Origin of the sequence: Sulfitobacter sp. PM12, assembly GCF_045586035.1 — a bacterium.
Classification (GTDB): domain Bacteria; phylum Pseudomonadota; class Alphaproteobacteria; order Rhodobacterales; family Rhodobacteraceae; genus Sulfitobacter; species Sulfitobacter pontiacus.
Map to the genome: position 1 here is coordinate 1 of NZ_CP151531.1, position 18,360 is coordinate 18,360.

An 18,360-nucleotide genomic window follows, 5' to 3' on the forward strand; every position below is an offset into this window, starting at 1 on the left:
ATTTTCGTGAGCTTTTCGCCATCGGAGCGGCGACCGTCTGAGCGGTCGCAGCGGCGTGTTTCTCAGATATAGAAATAGGACGGTGCCAGCGTCGAAGGCGCTGCTGCCGTGGTTCAGCTATCTGGAAGTCGCGCGATGGCGGGCATCTATTTCCGGACAAACTGCGTAGCCGTGCGGTTTCTCAATTACGTGGCGCCGACTGCGCTGACACGGCACCTGACCGCATCCATCGATCTTGATCCGTCGCAACGTTCTGACCCTGCCCCTCGGTTGAATACAACATACGGGTCTTCCCAGGGACTTTCGGCAGTGGTTATTCTTGTATTGCGCGACGGCTCCTACGCTTTTCCATCCGACAACCCTGCCGGTTATGGCTCTGATCTGTTGGCGCAGCCTCCGGGAGCCGTGCGCCCCCCATATCCAACTGACTGAGCATCGGAACCGCACGACCCCAATTACCAAAATGGGTTATCCGGCAAGCAGAGCGGCCGCACAAGCGGGCACCGTCCTTTGGCCAGCCGACCCGGCCACGTGCATCCACTTATTTGGGGCTTCGCGAATATTTTTCCGTTCCGCGGGAATAAAATGCATCCCCAACACGTTAGTCACGCATGAAGCTGCTGCATACCGTGGAGTGCAAATGCTTCGAACCACGGGAGGAAAGACATGAAAATCATAGAAAACGTAAAGCGTCGGCATTTCCTGATCGGATCAGCGGGCACGATGGTGGCTGCTGCAGTCGGGGCACCGGGGATGGCGCAATCAGACGGGGAGCCGTTGCCAGATTACGTCGCATGGAAAGACGCCGAGGACATGATCGTCCATTCCAAGCAGACGCTTGAGACGAAGCGCGCCGCGCAAGGTTCGGAGCTGATCACGCCCAGTACCGAGCTTTACATACGCAATAACCTGCCCGCCCCACCCGACGAGATCGTCGCAGATCGCGATGCCTGGGAGGTCGAGATCGACGGGGTCGCGAACCCGGGTAAGATGACTGTGGGCGAGATGAAGACGCTCGCGGTCGAAACCGTGGTTTGTGTGCTGCAATGCTCGGGCAACGGGCGCGCTTTTTTCGATCATGAAACCAGCGGCTCGCAGTGGTCGGTTGGTGCTGCGGGCAACGTGGTGTGGACCGGCGTGCCGGTGCGCGCCGTGATTGACGCGATGGGCGGTGCGAATGCGGGCGCCGTGTTCCTGACCGGTACAGGTGGCGAAGAGATCCCCGAAGGTCTTCCACCCGAGACGATCCAGGTCGAACGGTCGGTTCCAAAGGCCGCGATGGATCAGGCTATCCTGGCGTGGGAGATGAACGGTGAGCCTTTGCCCCTCGCCCATGGAGGCCCCCTGCGGCTGGTCATTCCGGGGTATTATGGCGTGAACAACGTCAAGTATCTCAAACGTCTGGCAATGACGGCCGAGGAATCGCCCAATAAAATCCAGCAAACCAGCTATCGCGTGCGCCCCGTGGGGGTAAAGGGCGATCCCTCTCAGCCGTCGATGTACGAGATGGCCGTCAAATCCTGGATCACCGGCCCTCTGATGGATGCGGCGACCGGCAAGGTGCAGGTCCACGGCGTCGCCATGGGCGGTGTCAGCGGTCTGGACAAGATCGAGGTGTCCACCGACGGGGGGCAAAACTGGGCAGAAGCGCAGTTCCTTGGCCCGGACCTTGGCCCCTATGCATGGCGGCCATTCGTGCTGATCACGGAGCTGTCCGAAGGCACACATATGCTGGCGAGCCGTGCCACCAACGAAGCGGGCGTTACCCAACCCGAGTTTTTTCCGCCCAACGAACGGGGTTATGGCAATAACGGCTGGCGCGCCCATGCCGTCGACGTGACTGTCAGCTGAGCTGACTGACCGGCGGCATCCTCTGCCGCCGGTTTGACAACAAAAAACCGGAGACATGAACATGACCACCCAAACGACGCCACGACTCGGCGGCGCAGTTTTTCTTGCCTTGATGGCCGGTGCTGCGAGCGCCGAGGCTGATCTGGATGCTGGCCGTAAGATCTTCACTGAAACCGCGCAACCTGCCTGCGCCCTTTGCCACGCGCTGAAAGATGTGGGTTCGGAGGCCGAGGTCGGCCCCAACCTCGATGAATTCAAACCGACAGTCGATCAGGTGCGCGCAGCCGTGACCAGCGGAATCGGAGTCATGCCAGCCTTTTCGGAAACCCTGACCAAGGAAGAAATCGAAACGGTTTCGAAATACGTGGCCCAGGTCACGGGCGGATCGGAGAACGCAGCCGGATCAGATGCCGCTACTGAAGCGACAGATTCCGCAGATGCGGAGGAGGTTGAAACTCCCGGCGCCGAGATCCTTGCGCAGGGCGACCCGGCTGCCGGCGAAAAGACGTTCAGGAAATGCAAGGCTTGCCATACGGTAGACGAAGGTGGGTCCAATCGCGTCGGTCCCAACCTTTATGGTATCGTCGGGGCACCCGTGGCAGCGGTCGACAACTTTCGCTATTCCGACGCGCTGGTTGAATACGGGGGCGATTGGACCCCAGACCGTCTTGCCGCGTTCCTTGCAAATCCGCGTGGCGAAGTCCGTGGCACCAAGATGGGGTTCGCAGGCTTGCGTGATGCGCAGGATCAGGCCGATGTCATTGCCTATCTTGACAGCTTGACGGACACCGCAAAAACCAACTGACCTAGCCGACGCAGGACCGTGCCGTCCGGGTTGCCTCCGAAAGCGACGCCATCACGCTTTCGGAAACACGTTCGCGGGTTTCAAGCATCAGATAACTGGCGATAGCATCGAACCGCGTGCGGTCCATCCCTGTCGCGACGACTATATGACGAAGGTGATCCCCGGACAGCCAGGTTGCGATCTGCTGACCGGGTGTGTCGCTGCTCTCTGGGAAAACGGACGCGCCGCGAAAATAGGTCAACCTGCATCCATTCTGACCCGCATAATGCATGACTTCGCCGTTGTCCGATGTGCGGAAGGCAACAGCCGTCAGGTTTGCGACGGACAGGTCGGGTACGCCCACCGCACCGCCTGTCGCGGCGGGCCGCAGATCGGCGGTTTCGACGTCATACATCTCAGCGGCCAGTTCAGCGTGAATGTCAAAAGCTGTCGGGGTGGCGACAAAAGCGGGTCCGAATACCACAGCCAAGGCAATTCCCGCAGCGACAGCACCGCCCGCCAGCCAGCGCCGGGGGTGCCAGCTACTATTTGCGGCACTAGTTTCCGGCATAGATTCCGAATGCACGAGGTCCGGTCGCAAGGCCGCCAAGCTGACGGACACGTTCCGCACGTCCTCAAGCGCTGCGGCAAGCGCGGGCTCGGATGCAGGCCGCCCCTCGAACGCGCGCATGTCGGCCGCGCACAACTCACCATCGTGGTAAGCGTTGACCTGTTCCCAGTCCTTGTCGTTCAGTTCATTCATGTCTTCCGCGTCACTTCCTGCTTTGCCGTTTCGGCCCCATCGACGATTTCCAGCAACGCCTTGCGGGCACGGCTGATCCGGCTCATCACCGTTCCGTTCGGCACATCCATCACTTTCGCCGCCTCGGCGTACTTCAACCCCATGATATCAACGAGGCACAGAACCTCGCGGGTCTCGGGCGGCAGTTTCTTAAAGGCCAGCCGGATCAACACATCCCGCGCGGTGTCCGACGCACCCGCTTCATTGGATAGACGTTTTTCGGCCGCGAAATATTCCCGACGCACGCGCCTTTTTCTCAGCTCATCGTAATGCAGGTTGCGAATGACACGGAACATCCAGGGCCGTAGTTCCCCGATCGGGTCTGGCCTCCCACCTGATCGCAGCCCCCGTTCCACAGCATCCTGAACAAGATCTTCAGCCTCCTCGCGGGAATGGCAAATGGCTATCGCATAGGCCCGAAGTTCAGGCAATAGGATTTCAATGGAGGTCAGCTGCGCCATGACGAACCGTACCGCGTTTGCAGGTAGGGTCAAAGCAAACAAGGCGCGCTGGAAAAATCCGGTCAGGGCTTAAAATAAATTCATACCGTCGCATATGCGAATATATGAAAGTAAAGCAGATCCAAGAAAACGCGGACAAGGCTGAGGCGCTGCTCAAGGCGTTGGCCAGCCGGAATCGCCTGTTGATCTTGTGTACGCTTGTCGAAGGCGAAAGGTCGGTCGGCGTCAGGCTGGTGCAGGTGGCTATTCCACAAGGCTTCTACGTGCGCTCGACCCCAAGCGGCAGCCATGTCGAGGAAAGAAGGGGTATGGAATGACGGGCCGTTGGTACTACCGTAAGGTGCACACCCGCCGACTGTCGACGGGGCGAACAGTCTCGGTTCGCGGCTGTTGGGCAGTTCGGGGCGATCGCAGCAGGAAGAAGGGAGCATCATTCAAGCGGACTTGTCCAATACGCGGTGCGCTGATCGTAAGCGTGGGCATGCCCAGAGGGGGCTGGGTCCACTTTGAGGGCTGCAAAGGCCTGACACGAATTAAGCACCCTTGTCTGCATCTTGGCGAGGATCTTAGCAGGCGGCGCGACAAGGATACACCCGATCTTTTCGAAAGGCTGCCATAGCTCGCTGTCGGATCACAAAGAGCGATTCTGACCAAAACACTTAGGTCGATGTTCAAACCACGACCCTTTGGCGGCATCGATGAACGTAAGCGTTGGCGGCAAGCGCTCCTCCCTCAATGAACCGAGAAGGTCTTTGTCGCTGGATCTGATCCCAACGGTCTAGTCCTTGATCCGCCACATCCTGAAGCGTCCTTGTTGCGTCACTTCTCGGATCAGGCCCCTCTCTTCCATCCAAGCGAGGTTCCTTTGAACAGCCGCGCGACTTGCGCCTGTTAAGACTTCCGCCATCGGGGCCGACACCAAAGGCCACTCTGTCAACGCCGAACGAAGAGCGGCCGGAGTCCGCCCCGAAAGCTGAGACATGACTTTTTCCGCCCGAGCACTCCATGTCTGGGTATCATCTAGATTACGCATCGCCGTTAGAATTGCGCTGTTCATCCCATCCAACCAGCGGGCCAAGCGTTCAGGTGGCAAGCCCGAAGCACGCAGCCCCCCTGCCCCGCCCATAGCGAGCGGAGCGAAAATGGCGCCGCTTCCGTCACTGGCCGCGATCCTAGACGCGGTGACGGCGGCTTCCATCTGGTCGCCGTGCTGTCCGAGGCCCGCCAGGTTCCAGAGATGAAAGCCCATGCAAGCCCGCGTGATTGGGTGGAGATTGGCCGCGGCTGCCATTACGTGCAACCATCCGCCCGCGCGATCTTCGAAACGCTCAGCGCTGTCTTCAATGCTGTCGGGATCGCGGCGATCCAAGAAGGCGGCCAAGTCACCTTTTGGTCCTGGACCGCCTGTCAGTCGCCGAATAGCCCATCCAACTCTTGCCAGGGCATTTGGGTCATCCTGTGCGCCCGAGAGCCGCATCGATACCCAGAGCGCCAGACGATCAGCACTCACCCGATCTCCTGCTGTCGCGTTGCCCTTAAATCTGAGATGCTGCGCTTTCGGCATCGAGTTTTGCCCTTAATTGCGAGATACGGCTGTCATGGGGCCTTTGCTTCTCGCGCGCTTTTGCCCGATGTGATCGACCGCGGCTAGCAATCGATGCTCCTTCTCGAAGGCGCGCAAGAGAGCAACCCTGGCAAGGTCGTCTATGGCGGAGCTGACGATGGCTGCCTTAGCCAAGGGATGAGATCGCGCGGCGGCGATTGCGGCAAGGCAAAACAGCCTCACTTCTGGTCTGTGGCTCTGAAGAGCGAACAACGGCTCCCCGTGGCAGCCCTTAAGTGACATGGCAAAGGCGACTGCACGCATTGCACGCCGAAGTTGCTTGGGGCGGCGTGATCGCGCGGCGCACTCAAGCATCCCTGCCCCGCGGCGCGCTCGGTAAATCAGTTTGTCGGGTATTTGTTCGTCACCTGTTTTGCCAAGGGTCTGCACAAGTCTCGTCCCGCAAACCTGACAGTCGAATGCCCAAGCCCGCCTCCAATGCCTGAGCGAAAGGCCCTCTCGGGAGCATTGCAGACAATGCTGGAATGGCATCTGGGCCGTCAGCGAGGCTTCTCGTGGCGTCATTGCCGGAAAGGTCAAAGATCGCACGACATCAGGGGCGACACGTGCAGCGCTGGCAATCTTCTCTGTCGCCGCCGCGTCGATGTTGAAGTCCAATGCGGTGCCATGCGCGGTATCGATTTCAATATGAGCCAGCAGTTCCGCGTCATTACAGTAGTTGGCCGCAGCCAACCGAGACAACCAACCTGACAACAACTCGTCTGGCACTGGCGCGACAGTCTTGGGGAGCGGGCGCGGTTTCAAACCCCGGACGGCTCAAACCGCCGCTGGACGGTCGCGTGGCGCGACCAAACCGGCGTCCATCTGTCGATTGCGTCATCGGTGATGCATTCCTCGCCTGTGATAATGGCGTCGATGGCTAGATCCTTGACCAGAGCGAAGATGCGCGAAGTCACCCCACCGGTCAGTGCCAAGACCTGCTTGAGAGATTTGACCTTCAAGTTGGACTTCTTTTCCAGTGGCATGGCAGCAATAAGGGTCTGGATCATGTCCGAGAACTCGGCATCGTCGCGCCAGTTTGGCAAGTGATGTTCGTCCAGCCGTCGGGCAAGCTGGATATCACCACGGATGGCGTCGACGGCCTCGCTGACCCCAAGACAGACCAGTGACACCTCGAGCTCATTGCTGAGATAACGAAGAACATTGAGAAAGCGTCGCTGTTCGCGGTGGGTCCCGGCCAAGAGGTTGTGGACCTCGTCGATCATGATCATCCGCAGGCCAAGGTCGCGCAAAAGCGCAACAACACGGACTTCGAGGGAGGCCACATTTTGAGCGCGCGCGCTCAGTGCCGTGGCCGGTGCCCCGACGGACGCCAGGATGTGCAGATAGAACCGCCGTTCGTCGGGAGCTGGCGGTGCTTGTAACAGCAAGAGCGGCGTTCGCGTAATTCCCGATGCTGGGTCATATTCCGGTGCATATCTGCGCGACAGGTTGCGGGCGATCATCGTCTTTCCGATCCCGGATGCGCCATGCACAAGAAGGCCAGGCATACGGGTTTGCCTTGGCGCTTCGATCATACCCTGCAAACGGTCCAGAACTTGTTCGGCCCGCGGAAAGCCAATCCAGATATCCGATTGAATGAGGGCGATCCGACCGTCTTCCTCTGTTGTCCCTGCCCTCAATTCACCATCTCTCCACTTTGAACAATGGGCGCGATGTATCACCCGTGTCGATCGGGCGCAGCCCTTCGGTTTTCGAGACAGCCGAGTTGGCGCCCTCCAATGTCCCTTTTCTTTCACGGGATCGGCGTTCGGCCTTCGTCAGGCCCCGGCTCTCAGCCTCGATCTGGCGTTGTTGTCGGATCAGCTCAGCCAGGACCAGCTCATTGGACCCGGACTTGCCAAGGGCACGGGCCTTCCTCATGGCTTCGCGATATTCCCAGAGCGGCACGGGCGGAATTTCCAAGTTTCTGTAACGCGCCTCAACAAATCGGCCATCGTCCAATTCGACCCAGATCATTGAGATATCGCGAGGGTCGTAGCGAACGACCACCTTCCCATCCCCGCGCCCAATGTGACCTGCAAGGGCATCGGACCAGTACCGTATTTGGAACAGATGGATGCCGTCACGCCTGACCTTACGCAATTCGCTCGGCAGGAAGCTCACCCGAAAGGCTTCCATCTCGAAGGGAATGTCGCCCATCATCTCCGCTGAGAGCGCCTCCCATTTGGCAACGGGCGTACAGCCAAGACTTGAATGAATGCTGTTGTTGTAGCGGCAGATTTCCAAGGCAAACCAGCGATCGAAGTCGCTTAAGGTCATCGTGGCCATACCTTCGGCGTCATAGTCGCCCTTGGCCGCGACTGACGATTGCGTTGTCCCCGGCAACAGGTGCACGGCCCCCATCATCGTCCCGATCAACCGTTCGATGTGACCTCCGAAATGGGGACTTCCCGGCGGCCGATAGACCAGATTTATCCCCCATTCCGCACATGCCGACCGAAAGGCACGCGACCGGAAATCGCGACCGTTATCGACGTGAATGCTGTGCGGTTTGCCCTGTGCGGGCCAAGGAACATTGCACACCAACGCCGCCAGAAGTTCCGCCTTGGGGGCCACCGCCTGTGTCAGGCAAAGCGCCACTGACAGACGCGAAGGTGCCTCGAGAGAGGTGTAATATCCGGTCACCATCCGCGTTGCGACGTCGATCGCCAGCGTGACCCAAGGCCGCCCAATTGGTTGGCGTTCAAAACTGTCGACGAGAATGATGTCCGCAGGCGTATGGTCGATTTGCACGACCTCTAGTGGCTGGTTTGCCTTGTTTTCGCCTAAGACCGGCGCAAATTTCTGGCGGGCCGCCTTTGCGCCTTCGCGTGCCTTGGCAATTTCTCGGGCGTCCATTGCATCCAGCCTGCGCTGAACCGTACGACGCGTCGGCGGTTGCAAGCCGTGCTGCCAGCAGGCGCTGCGGATTTCTGTCACGACGCGCGACAGGCTCGAACGCTCTCGGCGCAAGAAATAACGGCGAAGATGTTCTTCAATCACCGCTTCGATCTTGCTGGATATCAAGGTTGTACCGGTCGGGCGGCCCCGTTTCCGAGAAGCCAGCGCGCTGGTGCGCCCACCCTCTTCGGCCAGACGCTTTATCCAGCGCCAGACCGTCGCCCTGCTGACACCAAGCTCCCAAGCGGCGTCATTGATGCCACTTTCCAGACTGCCAGTTCCTTTGAGATATGCCTGAACAAGCGGACGCAGCACGGCGGCCCTTCGCGCCTCTTCAGCACCAGCGGCAGCGGAGTCTTCACCATCGTCATCCATCGATATTTACTGCACAATTCTGTGAACTCTGTCTCAAGTTTAAAGGCAAAAATATCGGAATTAAAGGCAAAATCTCATATTTAAGGGCAAAGGACAGCCGTTGGTTTCGTTGGATTTCTCATCTCACAATTAAGGGCTATGCGACAGTTGGGTAAGGCGACAGGAATCGGGTCGAAGCAGCTATTTTGCATAAATAGGGTTGGGGTCGGACTTCCCCCTGCATCGGACGGATTTAGCCCACGATGACGGAACGCCGTGTACCAAGAGCTTTCAAATTATTTAGAATCGCGGTGCAGGTTAGGGAAATGGTCGATATCGTTGCGCTCGCCTTACACCACGATGAGCAAGCCGTGCTGACCCCCGTAGAACTAACGCTGGCCGAGGGCTTGCCCACCAAGACCCTTGTGCTGAACCTGCTGCACCGCTTGGTCGACGCTCCTTCGGTATGGTGCGCTGGAACGCGGCGAAGCGCAAATCGTCCTCAAGACATCCAAGCGCACGGCGCGCAACACGCTGAGCAAGCTAACATAAGTCGGCTACCTGTCATCCGCCTCACCGAAGACGCCCGTGCGTTTGGCGTTTCCTCTCGACTACCGGGAGCGACTTTTCCCTAACCTGTTCGCTGACGGGGACCTGCCTCAATAATAAAAGAGGATCTGTTCCGTCAGGGGGGCAGGATGATGGTACGTTGACACCGAAAGCACTGTCCGTAAGAGGTCCCGTTCTGCGTTACAATCGCCCGTCACCCTAGACTTGGGTGAAATAGGCGACATTGGTGTGCCATATGGCTGGTACGATGAAATTCTCAGAAGCTCCTCCGTATCCGTACAACTGCCGTTGGCTGCGGCCCACACGAATTGGCAAAATGCGGGACATAGCAGGCGTTGAGTTTCCACTTCCGAAGGTTCTCTATCTGCGGCCCTAAATTCAAGGGTGTATTTCAGTCTCATCGGGCTCATGGTTCTCTCCGAGGTCGGCGATGCCGCCTCATAATGGCGTCGGGGACTGGTGCCTCAAAAAGGTCCGCTGCGAGGTCGCCTGAGTTCAGGCGCATCGACATTCGACAGCGAGGTCATCCGGCCACCGTCCCGGTGGGACGTCTTTACACCCGGACGGGCGTATTCGGGTTGGGCTATCTCATACGGGCAGCTCCTCTTTGGTCCACGCGAAGGTCGTGCCATCGCGCCAAATGCGGGTCATGATGACGGCCAGCTTTCTGGCGGTCGCAACAATTGCTTTCTTCATACCTCGGCATGCCACGAGCCGCATGGCCCATGCTTTGAGCGGTGAGAAGCGCGACACACGTTGGATCAGGATGTTGGCTGCCTCATAAAGCAGTTTGCGCATGGCCCCATCCCCGCGTTTTGAGATGCGCCCCGACCAATCCGTTTCGCCGGATTGATACCGTCTCGGGGTCAGGCCCAAGTACGCCCCAACATCGGTCGCTTTGCGGAATCGTGCGACTTCGTCGATTGTTGCGATGAAGCTCAGGCTGACGATGGGGCCTACCCCAGGGATGCTGGTCAGTCGCCGCGCCAGAGGATCGTCTTTTGCCAAGCGTTGCACCTTGGCATCGATCGCAGTGGTTTCAAGACAGACCGTTTCATGCACGGCAATCAGTGAGGCGAAGATCATTTCCAAGCTTGGAACGCCTTTGATGGCCATCCCAAGCTGATCGCGGAAGCTCTTCCTGCTGTAGCCTGCATTCACCGGACCAAGTCGGATTCCGTAAGCCTTCAAAAGGCCGCGCACTTGCCCTTCGATGTCCATCCGAATCCGGATCAACCGTTCTCGTGCCGACAGTATGAGACGCAATTGATCGCTCGCCTCACTCTTGATGTGCACTTCGCCATACCAACCCGTGCGGGCCAGTTGCGCCAGCCCGACAGCATCTGATTTGTCAGACTTGTTCATCCGCGCGGACAGCACTTTGTGGGCAGCCCGCGCGTCGATGCAAACAACTGGAGCGCCCCGTTTGACCAACTCCCTCGTCAACCAAATTGAGAGCGGGCCGGACTCGTGAACTATATTCTCTACATCATCGGCCTCAGCAGCGATGATGCGCACAATTTCGTCAGGGTCTGTCACACACGTCCCCTCGAACAGGACCGCGCCTGCATCATCCACAATACAAAGCGCACATTCTTTTTGGGCAACATCAATTCCAACGTAGCGTTTCATGGTCGTTCTCCTCTGGCTTTAGGGTTCCACCATCGACAATAGCGATGTTTGAAACCTCACAAGCTGGATTCGCCGCAGATACGCCATGTCCGCTTTTTGATCACCTATTGGTAGGGCTTATTGGCGATTTTCGATTTTCCACACCATCGCTCGACGTATGCGCCGCTCAACGCTCGGATGGGAATAAAACAACATTTCTTCCAGCCAGTGTGGCGACGGCGCCCTGTAGTTGGCCGTTTTGATCAACGCGCTCGCCAAACCATCCGGTTCATCTGACAGTCGCAGGGCGTAGACATCGGCTGTGTTCTCCAACAGGCGCGAATATGTATTCGTGACTGGAGTGGCCAAAAATAACAGTGCCGTGAATATGGCGTACATCAACGGCAAGGAACTGGGGTCTTGGATCATATGATTTAAACCGCCGGTTCGCCGATGCGCGATTGCGCAAAAAATCCGGTCCGTCAGAAAGAAGACCAACCCCGCCAAACCACTATAGAAGGCGAGCGTCAGCAAGACGTGGTGTTTAACGTAGTGTCCGAGTTCGTGAGCCACCACCGCCCGAATTTCCGCAATATCTGCGCCTTGTTGAAACATCGTATCGCTCAAAGCGATACTGGAAGTGCCAAACAGTCCGGACACATTCGCAGTGAAACGATCCGATTGTCGGCTGCCGTCATAGATATAGATCATATCGTCCGGGATGCCCGTCGATGCTGCAAGCTCGGTCACAGCACTTAAAACATCGCCCGGAGGCGCAGGCGTAAAGGTGTTCAGGCGGGGTGCGATCAATGCCGGCGCCAGAACCGTGACAAGCAACAGGCTGCTTGCCGCGAGGGCGCTGGCCCATATCCACCAGAACCGCCCCGTTCGCCTGATCAGCACGTAGATACACATGAGCAGAACCGCGCTGAACAGCGTCGTCAAACCCGAGATCAAGAACCACTGACTGGCCCAGTCCGAAAAGGGTTGGCGCGACAGATCGAACACGCGTTCCCTGTGCCAGTCGAAAAGCACTGAAAATGGGAACGTCATTAAGGCAAGCACTGCAAAGAACACCAGCGCCGCCGAGAATGCGGATAGTTTCTGTCGGTGTTTGTGTCGAAGTGGCCTTTCGACTGCCCAGCGGAACAGAGGCAGCCTCGAAATCACAAAGCAAGCGGCAAGAGTAATGATGAGCTGTACAAGCGATATCCAGTGGTTGCCTTGGGTGTAATCCACAGCACGAGACACGTCTTCGGATGATAGCATAGAGAGCCAGTTTTGTGTTTCGAAGTCTACAAGCGTCATGGTCTGGGCCTTCCAAATATGTACGACGGCGTTCAGCAAAGCAGATGTGAGTTGCATATATTGCCATGTATCTTTAATGTAAAACATGAAGTTAGAGCATGGAAAAAGTTGCCCTCGATTGCACCAGCTCGACGGACGCCTCAAAAGGACGCAGAAACAACATGACGTCATGCCCCGATAAATCTGGCGTTTCGCCCAAACGGCTCTTGCCGCTGCTGACGGCGCTGGCCGTTACGGCTTGTGCATCCAGTGCGCCACTTTCGCCCGCCGTTGTCGACACGCTGGCCCTGCGCGCGCTGTCGGACCGTGTGGACAACGGCGACTTTGGCCGCATCGCCGCTGTCGTCGTCTCAAGGAACGGGTCCATCGTGTTCGAGGATTACTTTGGCCGGCATACCGCCGAAGGTACGGTCGACATGCGATCTGTCGGCAAATCGCTGACGGCGCTTGCTGTCGGCATCGCCATAGCGGACGGTGCGATTTCTGACATCGACACGCCCGTGTTCTCTGTTTTTGCCGACTACGTGCCGATCGCCCATGACGGCGCGGTAAAACAAGCGACGACGCTGCGTGATCTGTTGACCCTGCGTTCGCCCTTGCTCTGCGACGATTGGCAGGACAGTCCGGGGAACGAAAACCGTATGTACCGCACCCGGAACTGGACGCGGTTCGCCCTCGACATTCCGGTTGATCCTGACCTCGCCGCCCGTGGCCCAGGCTACTCGCGGTTTAGCTATTGTACCGCAGGTGTCTTCCTTGTCGGCCAGATGCTCGAGCGAAAAACGGGTGTGCGTTTTGACCAATTCGTCGGGGATCGCATCTTTGCGCCCTTAGGTATTTCCGAAGTTGAATGGACCACCTCGTCCATTGGCGAAATCCAAAGCGGTGGCCAGATCAGCCTGCGCGCACGGGATGCCGAACGGTTGGGGCGCCTTGTCTTGAACGACGGGCAATGGAACGGACAGCAAATCGTCCCGCGCGCCTGGATCACTGAAATGGTGGAGCCTGTTTCCGCACCGGCGCCGGGATTGTCTTACGGATATTTGTGGTGGATTTCCAGTTTCCGCGTCGGGGATACGGAGCAGGATTTTGATGCGGTCTTGATGTTGGGAAACGGCGGGAACCTTGTCGTTGTCATCCCCGCTTTGGATGTGGTCGTCGTCGTTCAGGCCCAAAACTACAACGATCCAGCTGATCTCACGCTGTCTCGTGCGATTGTCGAACGCTTCATCCTGCCAGCCCTGATAGACCCACTAGCGGTAGACTGACGGGGCCGCGATGCCTGTTCGTCGACGGAAATCTAGTCTTCAGGTCCAGCTTTCGCTTCGTATTCTAAAAGGTCGCCGGGCTGACACTCCAGCTCCTTGCAAATCGCCTCCAGCGTATTGAACCGAACGCCCCGCACCTTACCGGACCTGAGCAGGGAAAGGTTTTGTTCGGCTATACCAATCCGTGCCGCAAGATCGCGCGATGTCATCTTGCGCAGCGCCAGCATGACATCCAGACGTACGATGATCGCCATTTCAGATCACCTCCTGATGATCTTGCCATAGCTCGACCCCGAGGGCGAACGCCTGTGCCATAAAGCTTGCGATCAACGCAGAGAAGGCGACCGAGATTTGCGGCGTTCCAAATGCTATGCTCAGGACCCGCGCCCCCTCCGGATATCCCCACGTTGCCGAAACGGACGCGATGATCTGGGACGCAAGACCCCACGCCAACATTACCCAGAGCAGATAGGCCACCGTGCGCGCGCTGCGAACGGCATCGTTCGGGTTGCCAAGCCGAAGCTGTCGGAACAGACGCCGCGCCACGACCAGTAGCGCAAACCATAACGTCAGATGCGCGCCGACGACACCGATCAGCGTCCAGGATTGCCAAAATGCAAGCGGTGCCAAGACGTATCCACTGCGCTGCGCGATGCTTTCGGCCAATTCAACCGGGGCAACTGCGCTCGCCACCACGCCGACACAGGCAAAGCCGATCAGCACGACAATCCCGGCCGTCGACACGACCTCAATCTTGCGGGCGGCAGACAGGGTGCGTCTCGGATCAATCATTTTCACTTTCCAGTCTTATAGTTTCATGTTTTACATTAAACATTAATATCGAATCATGCAGTAGGTATACTATGGCCAAACTATTCTCATTTCCAGCACTGGCAACCCTCGCCATGGCGGTATCGGTGTCGGCTTGCGACACGATGAACCCGGCAGGGCTTATCGCGGCAAGCAGACTTGACCCTTTGAATACTCCCCCGTCCGAGATCGAATTTGCGGTGGGGGTACCGCAGACATTGCGCCTGACCGATGGAGACGCCGAATTCCGCATCGCGTTTAGCGGGGGAACCGCCGTCTCTACAATCTTGATTGAAGAGACTGCGCCACTGTTGCTGATCCCTGGGGAGTCGACCGCCCCAGAGCCGAACGCGCCAGATGAAACGGTTTATATCGCGCGAATCGCGCCGCAGGACGCCGCGCGCATCGCGGCTGCACAACGCGAAATCCGGCAATTGCGCAGCACAGGCACTCAAGGAGACGGATCCCTCACCGTCAGAGTCGTCGGCGGGTGTTTCACCAGTGCGCCGCCAACGTCGATCGCCGTCAGTTCATGGCTTCAAACGGATCCGGCCGACGGGTTCGTGGCTTTGACACGCCAGCAAGACGTCGCAAGGGCCATCGGCGCGCGCGACGCAGCGATCCTTACGGCGCAACTCAGCCCATGTCCACAAGGAGAATAGATCGATGAAAATCAGCTTTATTTCAGGATGCGCCGCAATGGTGCTTCCAAGCCTTTCTGTCGCACAGACAGCGAATGAAGAGATCACGCTGACCTACGGCGCAGGCATCGTCGGCACCTCCAGTTATTATGTCGGCCAAGACGATGAATTGTTGCCGTTTCCCATCCTCACCGCGACGTATGGCAACTGGACAGCGGATGTCACGCGAGGTGTTCGATACACCGCTTTGTCGACCGACCGAACGCGCCTTGCTGTCGGTCTTGGTTACAACTTTGCCCCCGATATGCCCAATGCGGCATTGTTTGACGGGCTGGATCGCGACGGAAATGCAGAACTCGTTGCCTCCGTTTACCATCGGTTCGATCAGTTCGATGTTGGCGCCGAACTAGGTGCCGATGTGTCGTCGGTTCATGACGGGGTCCGCGCCGATGTGTCAGTCGGCAGGTCGGTGTCAGTCGGATTGTTCCAGATCGAAGGGCGGCTTGGCGTCGAATATCTAGACGCCAATTTCGCGGCACATCTTTTTGGCGTGGGCGAAAACGAGGCTACGTCCGCGCGGGCTGCGTATTCGCCCGGTGAAACATGGACACCGCACATCGAACTGTCCGCCGCGCTGCCGTTCGAGAATGGCACAACACTTGTAGGATTTTTCGAATACCGCCGCCTCCCCGGTGCGGTGGGTGACAGCCCGCTAGTGGCCGAGCGTGACCAAACCAGCGTCGGCATATCTTTCATGAGGAGCTTTTGATGCCACATCCGCGCATCGAATTCGTCAAAACAGCAGTGCTTTGCATTGGCGTCCTCGCTGGCTGTACGGCCGAACTATTCCACACACCCTCAGAAATCCGCAGCGTTTGGGATCTGCAAAATCACGGTCGGATCCTGAATATCTCCGAACGCAGCATCGCCGTTTATGATACTGCTGGCGCCACCTGCACCCTTGATTACCGGCAAGACTTTGCCGGACCAAGATTGGCGGAGTGGGAGATCTTTCTGGCACCAGACGGGCAAACACTTCGCTTTCGCGAACCGAGGTCGGATCAATTGCTCCGTGCCGTCCGCCGCGCCGCCTTGCCCGAAAGATGCGTTGCAGGGAATAAGGTTCGCCCTGCCAATGGGGAGCGCTTCGAATGACAAAGTTGAAAGAAAGTTCTCCGGCATGTCCAATTGCCGGAACCCCGTTCGTCATGAAGATGAAAGCAATCAAGCTTTCGCTTACAACGGAGACCTTAAAATCATGACACTTTCTCAAATTCTGTTCACCGGCGTCGCCGGACTCGCGGTTCTGGCAGCCGGAACGCTCCTTTTCTTGCCGCGTGACGTGACCGTGGTCCGCACGGGTCTGGTTCCCGCCACGCCGCAGGCAATTGTTGCCTTGGCCGCATCCAACACCGGATACCAAAGTTTCAATCCGTACATGTCCAGTGATCCGGATCTGAAAATTGAAACCTTCGGTCCCGGCAGCGGTGTAGGCTCCGGTTTTCGGTTCGAGGGGGCCGAAGGCAAGGGCCAACAGACGGGCGCCGATGTTCAGGATGGTGCCGTTCAATACGATATCGATCTTGGACCGATGGGGCAGCCAACCCAACGGATCAGCGCAATTCAGCGCGGCGACCAGGCCGATATGGGTTTCAATCCGATCGCCCGCATCATGGGGCTTTTCCTTGACCGCATGGTCGGTCCGACTTTCGATCGCGGCCTGGAAAATATGGTCACCGAATTCGCTGAAACCTGAACGATTGAACACAGGAGATATCCAATGAACTACACATTCCTTCTCTATTCCGATCCGACCGATTTTGCCGACATGACTGAAGACGACTGGGCACGCGAAAAAGAAGTCTACGGGGCCTGTATCGGCGCCCTGCAAGAAGCAGGCGTGTTCGTGTCTACCGACTGGCTCCAACCGGCCATGACGGCCACAACCCTGACCACCCGCGACGGCAAGGCCCGGATCGAAGACGGTCCTTTTGCGGAAACTGCGGAAACACTCGGGGGGTATTTCGTCGTCGATGTGCCTGACCTGGATGCCGCAATCGCCTGGGCTGAAAAATGCCCATCGGCACAATACGGTAAGGTCGAAATTCGGGCGACCGCAATGGGGGACGGCTGATCCCGTGGCAGATCCCGCTGCAACTTCTCACGGAACAGCGGAGGCGCGCGTGGCCCAAGTCGCGCGCGCCAGTTATGGGCGACTGATCGGGATTCTTTCGGCGCACGGTGGCGACATTGCCGGGGCCGAAGATGCGTTGTCGGACGCGCTTCGAGCCGCCTTGGAAAACTGGCCTGCCTCCGGGATTCCCGACAACCCCGAGGGCTGGCTGGTGCGCGTGGCGCGCAACCGCATGACCGATGCGCATCGCCGCGCCTTGAAACTTCACCCCACGCCGATTGAAGAGCACCATTTGACCATGCCAAACCCGATCTCTTTCCAACACGACGACCCGCGCATGGCGCTGCTGTTCGTTTGCGCGCATCCCGGTATCAATGAGGCCGCCCGCAGCCCGTTGATGCTACAGACGGTTCTGGGCTTTACCGCGGCTGAAATCGCACGCGCCTATGTCGGCTCCCCGGCTGCGATGTCCAAGGTTCTGGTGCGTGCCAAGGAACGGATCAAGGCCAACGCCATCCCGTTTCGCGTCCCCGACATGGCCATCAGATCACAACGGCTGCGCGACGTGACCGAAGCCATTTACGGCTGTTACGCCCTTGTCTGGCTTGACGGGCCGGATGCTGACAGTATCCAGCGCGAGGCGGTCTATCTTGCGGATTTGCTGGCCACCCAAATCGACGATGACGCCGAGGTCCTTGGCCTTTCGGCGCTTCTGGGCTTTCTTCATTCGCGCAGGCTGGCGCGGCTTCAGGCGGGGTCATACGTTCCGCTTACGGAGCAATCGAGTGACCTGTGGGACCATGCGCTTATCGATGCTGCCGATGCGCGGTTGCGACGGGCGTTCAATCTGGGGCGGCCCGGCCGCTTTCAGATCGAGGCTTCAATTCAATCAGTCCACGCGGCCCGCGCACGCACCGGTAAAACCGATTGGGATGCGCTTCTCGCACTTTATGAAGGTCTGACGCGTATCGCCCCCACCTTGGGCGCGTATGTCAGCCAAGCCGCAGTAATTGGCGAGGTTCATGGCCCTCCCGCCGGGCTTGCCGCTTTGGGCAATCTCAGCAACCAGCGGCTGGACAGGTTTCAGCCCTATTGGGCAACGCGAGCCCACCTGCTGGGTCGGTCTGACGCCACAGTGGAGGCCCAAGACGCCTATTCCCGCGCAATTTCCCTCACGCTTTCAACTCCCGCACGACAATTCTTGGTCAGCGCGCGCGAAAAACTCGCGCGGTTCGAAACAAGACATTGAAAGGACCAAC

The 18,360-nt window shown here is 58.3% G+C and carries 19 protein-coding genes and 3 pseudogenes; 12 read left to right on the top strand and 10 right to left on the bottom strand.

From position 1 onward, the window contains the following. Positions 1 to 666 precede the first annotated feature (666 nt). The gene (locus AADW22_RS15465; RefSeq protein ID WP_132998139.1) at positions 667 to 1,851 is read left to right on the top strand and encodes a sulfite oxidase; all 1,185 of its coding nucleotides are present in this window, start codon (positions 667 to 669) and stop codon (positions 1,849 to 1,851) included. A gap of 61 nt (positions 1,852 to 1,912) precedes the next feature. Continuing rightward, complete coding sequence (locus AADW22_RS15470; RefSeq protein WP_132998140.1) at positions 1,913 to 2,656, top strand: c-type cytochrome; 744 nt, start codon at positions 1,913 to 1,915, stop codon at positions 2,654 to 2,656. A 1-nt stretch (position 2,657) separates the two neighbouring features. On the opposite strand, the gene AADW22_RS15475 is transcribed toward AADW22_RS15470, so the two are convergent. Both AADW22_RS15475 and AADW22_RS15480 read right to left on the bottom strand, forming a co-directional pair. Further along, positions 2,658 to 3,398 carry a hypothetical protein gene (locus AADW22_RS15475; RefSeq protein ID WP_132998141.1) on the bottom strand — a complete coding sequence of 247 codons (741 nt, stop codon included), beginning with the start codon at positions 3,396 to 3,398 and terminating at the stop codon, positions 2,658 to 2,660. Further along, positions 3,395 to 3,898: an RNA polymerase sigma factor gene (locus AADW22_RS15480; RefSeq protein ID WP_132998142.1), complete on the bottom strand. Its 504-nt coding sequence runs from the start codon at positions 3,896 to 3,898 to the stop codon at positions 3,395 to 3,397. Before AADW22_RS15480 ends, AADW22_RS15475 begins: the two co-directional genes overlap by 4 nt. A 104-nt stretch (positions 3,899 to 4,002) precedes the next feature. Between AADW22_RS15480 and AADW22_RS15485 the strand changes: the two genes are divergently transcribed. Beyond that, positions 4,003 to 4,215, top strand: coding sequence for a hypothetical protein (locus AADW22_RS15485; RefSeq protein ID WP_206338418.1), 213 nt, complete (start codon positions 4,003 to 4,005; stop codon positions 4,213 to 4,215). A gap of 461 nt (positions 4,216 to 4,676) precedes the next feature. Here AADW22_RS15485 and AADW22_RS15490 read toward each other — a convergent pair. The 4 genes and pseudogenes from AADW22_RS15490 to AADW22_RS15505 all read right to left on the bottom strand — a co-directional run. Continuing rightward, positions 4,677 to 5,417: pseudogene (locus AADW22_RS15490) on the bottom strand (hypothetical protein); the annotation flags it as partial. A gap of 57 nt (positions 5,418 to 5,474) precedes the next feature. Then, complete coding sequence (locus tag AADW22_RS15495; protein WP_407474633.1) at positions 5,475 to 6,230, bottom strand: TniQ family protein; 756 nt, start codon at positions 6,228 to 6,230, stop codon at positions 5,475 to 5,477. Positions 6,231 to 6,262: 32 nt separating this feature from the next. Beyond that, positions 6,263 to 7,186, bottom strand: coding sequence for a TniB family NTP-binding protein (locus AADW22_RS15500; RefSeq protein WP_407474634.1), 924 nt, complete (start codon positions 7,184 to 7,186; stop codon positions 6,263 to 6,265). Next, positions 7,146 to 8,780: a Mu transposase C-terminal domain-containing protein gene (locus AADW22_RS15505; RefSeq protein WP_407474635.1), complete on the bottom strand. Its 1,635-nt coding sequence runs from the start codon at positions 8,778 to 8,780 to the stop codon at positions 7,146 to 7,148. Before AADW22_RS15505 ends, AADW22_RS15500 begins: the two co-directional genes overlap by 41 nt. Before the next feature lie 299 nt (positions 8,781 to 9,079). On the opposite strand from AADW22_RS15505, the pseudogene AADW22_RS15510 reads away from it, so the two are divergent. Next, a pseudogene (locus AADW22_RS15510) lies at positions 9,080 to 9,265 on the top strand (IS21 family transposase); the annotation flags it as partial. Continuing rightward, a pseudogene (locus AADW22_RS15515) lies at positions 9,210 to 9,425 on the top strand (Fic family protein); the annotation flags it as partial. The pseudogenes AADW22_RS15510 and AADW22_RS15515, both read left to right, overlap by 56 nt. Positions 9,426 to 9,917: 492 nt before the next feature. Here the strand turns inward: AADW22_RS15515 and AADW22_RS15520 are convergent. Next, positions 9,918 to 10,961 (bottom strand): IS110 family transposase, encoded by a 1,044-nt coding sequence (locus AADW22_RS15520; protein ID WP_407474636.1) that lies wholly within the window; start codon positions 10,959 to 10,961, stop codon positions 9,918 to 9,920. A 117-nt stretch (positions 10,962 to 11,078) separates the two neighbouring features. After that, the gene (locus tag AADW22_RS15525) at positions 11,079 to 12,248 is read right to left on the bottom strand and encodes a M48 family metalloprotease (RefSeq protein WP_407474637.1); all 1,170 of its coding nucleotides are present in this window, start codon (positions 12,246 to 12,248) and stop codon (positions 11,079 to 11,081) included. A gap of 161 nt (positions 12,249 to 12,409) precedes the next feature. On the opposite strand from AADW22_RS15525, the gene AADW22_RS15530 reads away from it, so the two are divergent. Continuing rightward, positions 12,410 to 13,516 (top strand): serine hydrolase domain-containing protein, encoded by a 1,107-nt coding sequence (locus AADW22_RS15530; protein ID WP_407474638.1) that lies wholly within the window; start codon positions 12,410 to 12,412, stop codon positions 13,514 to 13,516. A gap of 32 nt (positions 13,517 to 13,548) precedes the next feature. On the opposite strand, the gene AADW22_RS15535 is transcribed toward AADW22_RS15530, so the two are convergent. Next, positions 13,549 to 13,770: a helix-turn-helix domain-containing protein gene (locus AADW22_RS15535; protein WP_407474639.1), complete on the bottom strand. Its 222-nt coding sequence runs from the start codon at positions 13,768 to 13,770 to the stop codon at positions 13,549 to 13,551. Position 13,771: 1 nt separating this feature from the next. Next, complete coding sequence (locus AADW22_RS15540; RefSeq protein WP_407474640.1) at positions 13,772 to 14,308, bottom strand: hypothetical protein; 537 nt, start codon at positions 14,306 to 14,308, stop codon at positions 13,772 to 13,774. Between the two features lie 71 nt (positions 14,309 to 14,379). Between AADW22_RS15540 and AADW22_RS15545 the strand changes: the two genes are divergently transcribed. From AADW22_RS15545 to AADW22_RS15570, 6 genes are all read left to right on the top strand, one after another. Beyond that, positions 14,380 to 14,988: a hypothetical protein gene (locus AADW22_RS15545; protein WP_407474641.1), complete on the top strand. Its 609-nt coding sequence runs from the start codon at positions 14,380 to 14,382 to the stop codon at positions 14,986 to 14,988. Between the two features lie 4 nt (positions 14,989 to 14,992). Further along, positions 14,993 to 15,736 (top strand): MipA/OmpV family protein, encoded by a 744-nt coding sequence (locus AADW22_RS15550; protein WP_407474642.1) that lies wholly within the window; start codon positions 14,993 to 14,995, stop codon positions 15,734 to 15,736. Next, positions 15,736 to 16,122 (top strand): hypothetical protein, encoded by a 387-nt coding sequence (locus AADW22_RS15555; RefSeq protein WP_407474643.1) that lies wholly within the window; start codon positions 15,736 to 15,738, stop codon positions 16,120 to 16,122. The genes AADW22_RS15550 and AADW22_RS15555 overlap by 1 nt, the downstream gene beginning before the upstream one ends. Positions 16,123 to 16,225: 103 nt before the next feature. Next, positions 16,226 to 16,723: a hypothetical protein gene (locus AADW22_RS15560; RefSeq protein WP_407474644.1), complete on the top strand. Its 498-nt coding sequence runs from the start codon at positions 16,226 to 16,228 to the stop codon at positions 16,721 to 16,723. A gap of 24 nt (positions 16,724 to 16,747) precedes the next feature. Then, on the top strand, positions 16,748 to 17,101 hold the full coding sequence (locus tag AADW22_RS15565) for a YciI family protein (protein ID WP_407474645.1): 354 nt from the start codon (positions 16,748 to 16,750) through the stop codon (positions 17,099 to 17,101). A 49-nt stretch (positions 17,102 to 17,150) separates the two neighbouring features. Next, positions 17,151 to 18,350, top strand: a complete 1,200-nt coding sequence (locus AADW22_RS15570) for an RNA polymerase sigma factor (protein WP_407474646.1) — start codon at positions 17,151 to 17,153, stop codon at positions 18,348 to 18,350. Positions 18,351 to 18,360: the final 10 nt, after the last annotated feature.

What these genes read in the sequence shown, in the direction of transcription:
- AADW22_RS15465 (WP_132998139.1), top strand. Translation starts at nt 667, where the DNA reads ATGAAAATCATAGAAAACGTAAAGCGTCGGCATTTCCTGATCGGATCA.
- AADW22_RS15470 (WP_132998140.1), top strand. Translation starts at nt 1,913, where the DNA reads ATGACCACCCAAACGACGCCACGACTCGGCGGCGCAGTTTTTCTTGCC.
- AADW22_RS15475 (WP_132998141.1), bottom strand. Translation starts at nt 3,398, where the DNA reads ATGAATGAACTGAACGACAAGGACTGGGAACAGGTCAACGCTTACCAC.
- AADW22_RS15480 (WP_132998142.1), bottom strand. Translation starts at nt 3,898, where the DNA reads ATGGCGCAGCTGACCTCCATTGAAATCCTATTGCCTGAACTTCGGGCC.
- AADW22_RS15485 (WP_206338418.1), top strand. Translation starts at nt 4,003, where the DNA reads ATGAAAGTAAAGCAGATCCAAGAAAACGCGGACAAGGCTGAGGCGCTG.
- AADW22_RS15505 (WP_407474635.1), bottom strand. Translation starts at nt 8,780, where the DNA reads ATGGATGACGATGGTGAAGACTCCGCTGCCGCTGGTGCTGAAGAGGCG.
- AADW22_RS15520 (WP_407474636.1), bottom strand. Translation starts at nt 10,961, where the DNA reads ATGAAACGCTACGTTGGAATTGATGTTGCCCAAAAAGAATGTGCGCTT.
- AADW22_RS15525 (WP_407474637.1), bottom strand. Translation starts at nt 12,248, where the DNA reads ATGACGCTTGTAGACTTCGAAACACAAAACTGGCTCTCTATGCTATCA.
- AADW22_RS15530 (WP_407474638.1), top strand. Translation starts at nt 12,410, where the DNA reads ATGACGTCATGCCCCGATAAATCTGGCGTTTCGCCCAAACGGCTCTTG.
- AADW22_RS15535 (WP_407474639.1), bottom strand. Translation starts at nt 13,770, where the DNA reads ATGGCGATCATCGTACGTCTGGATGTCATGCTGGCGCTGCGCAAGATG.
- AADW22_RS15540 (WP_407474640.1), bottom strand. Translation starts at nt 14,308, where the DNA reads ATGATTGATCCGAGACGCACCCTGTCTGCCGCCCGCAAGATTGAGGTC.
- AADW22_RS15545 (WP_407474641.1), top strand. Translation starts at nt 14,380, where the DNA reads ATGGCCAAACTATTCTCATTTCCAGCACTGGCAACCCTCGCCATGGCG.
- AADW22_RS15550 (WP_407474642.1), top strand. Translation starts at nt 14,993, where the DNA reads ATGAAAATCAGCTTTATTTCAGGATGCGCCGCAATGGTGCTTCCAAGC.
- AADW22_RS15555 (WP_407474643.1), top strand. Translation starts at nt 15,736, where the DNA reads ATGCCACATCCGCGCATCGAATTCGTCAAAACAGCAGTGCTTTGCATT.
- AADW22_RS15560 (WP_407474644.1), top strand. Translation starts at nt 16,226, where the DNA reads ATGACACTTTCTCAAATTCTGTTCACCGGCGTCGCCGGACTCGCGGTT.
- AADW22_RS15565 (WP_407474645.1), top strand. Translation starts at nt 16,748, where the DNA reads ATGAACTACACATTCCTTCTCTATTCCGATCCGACCGATTTTGCCGAC.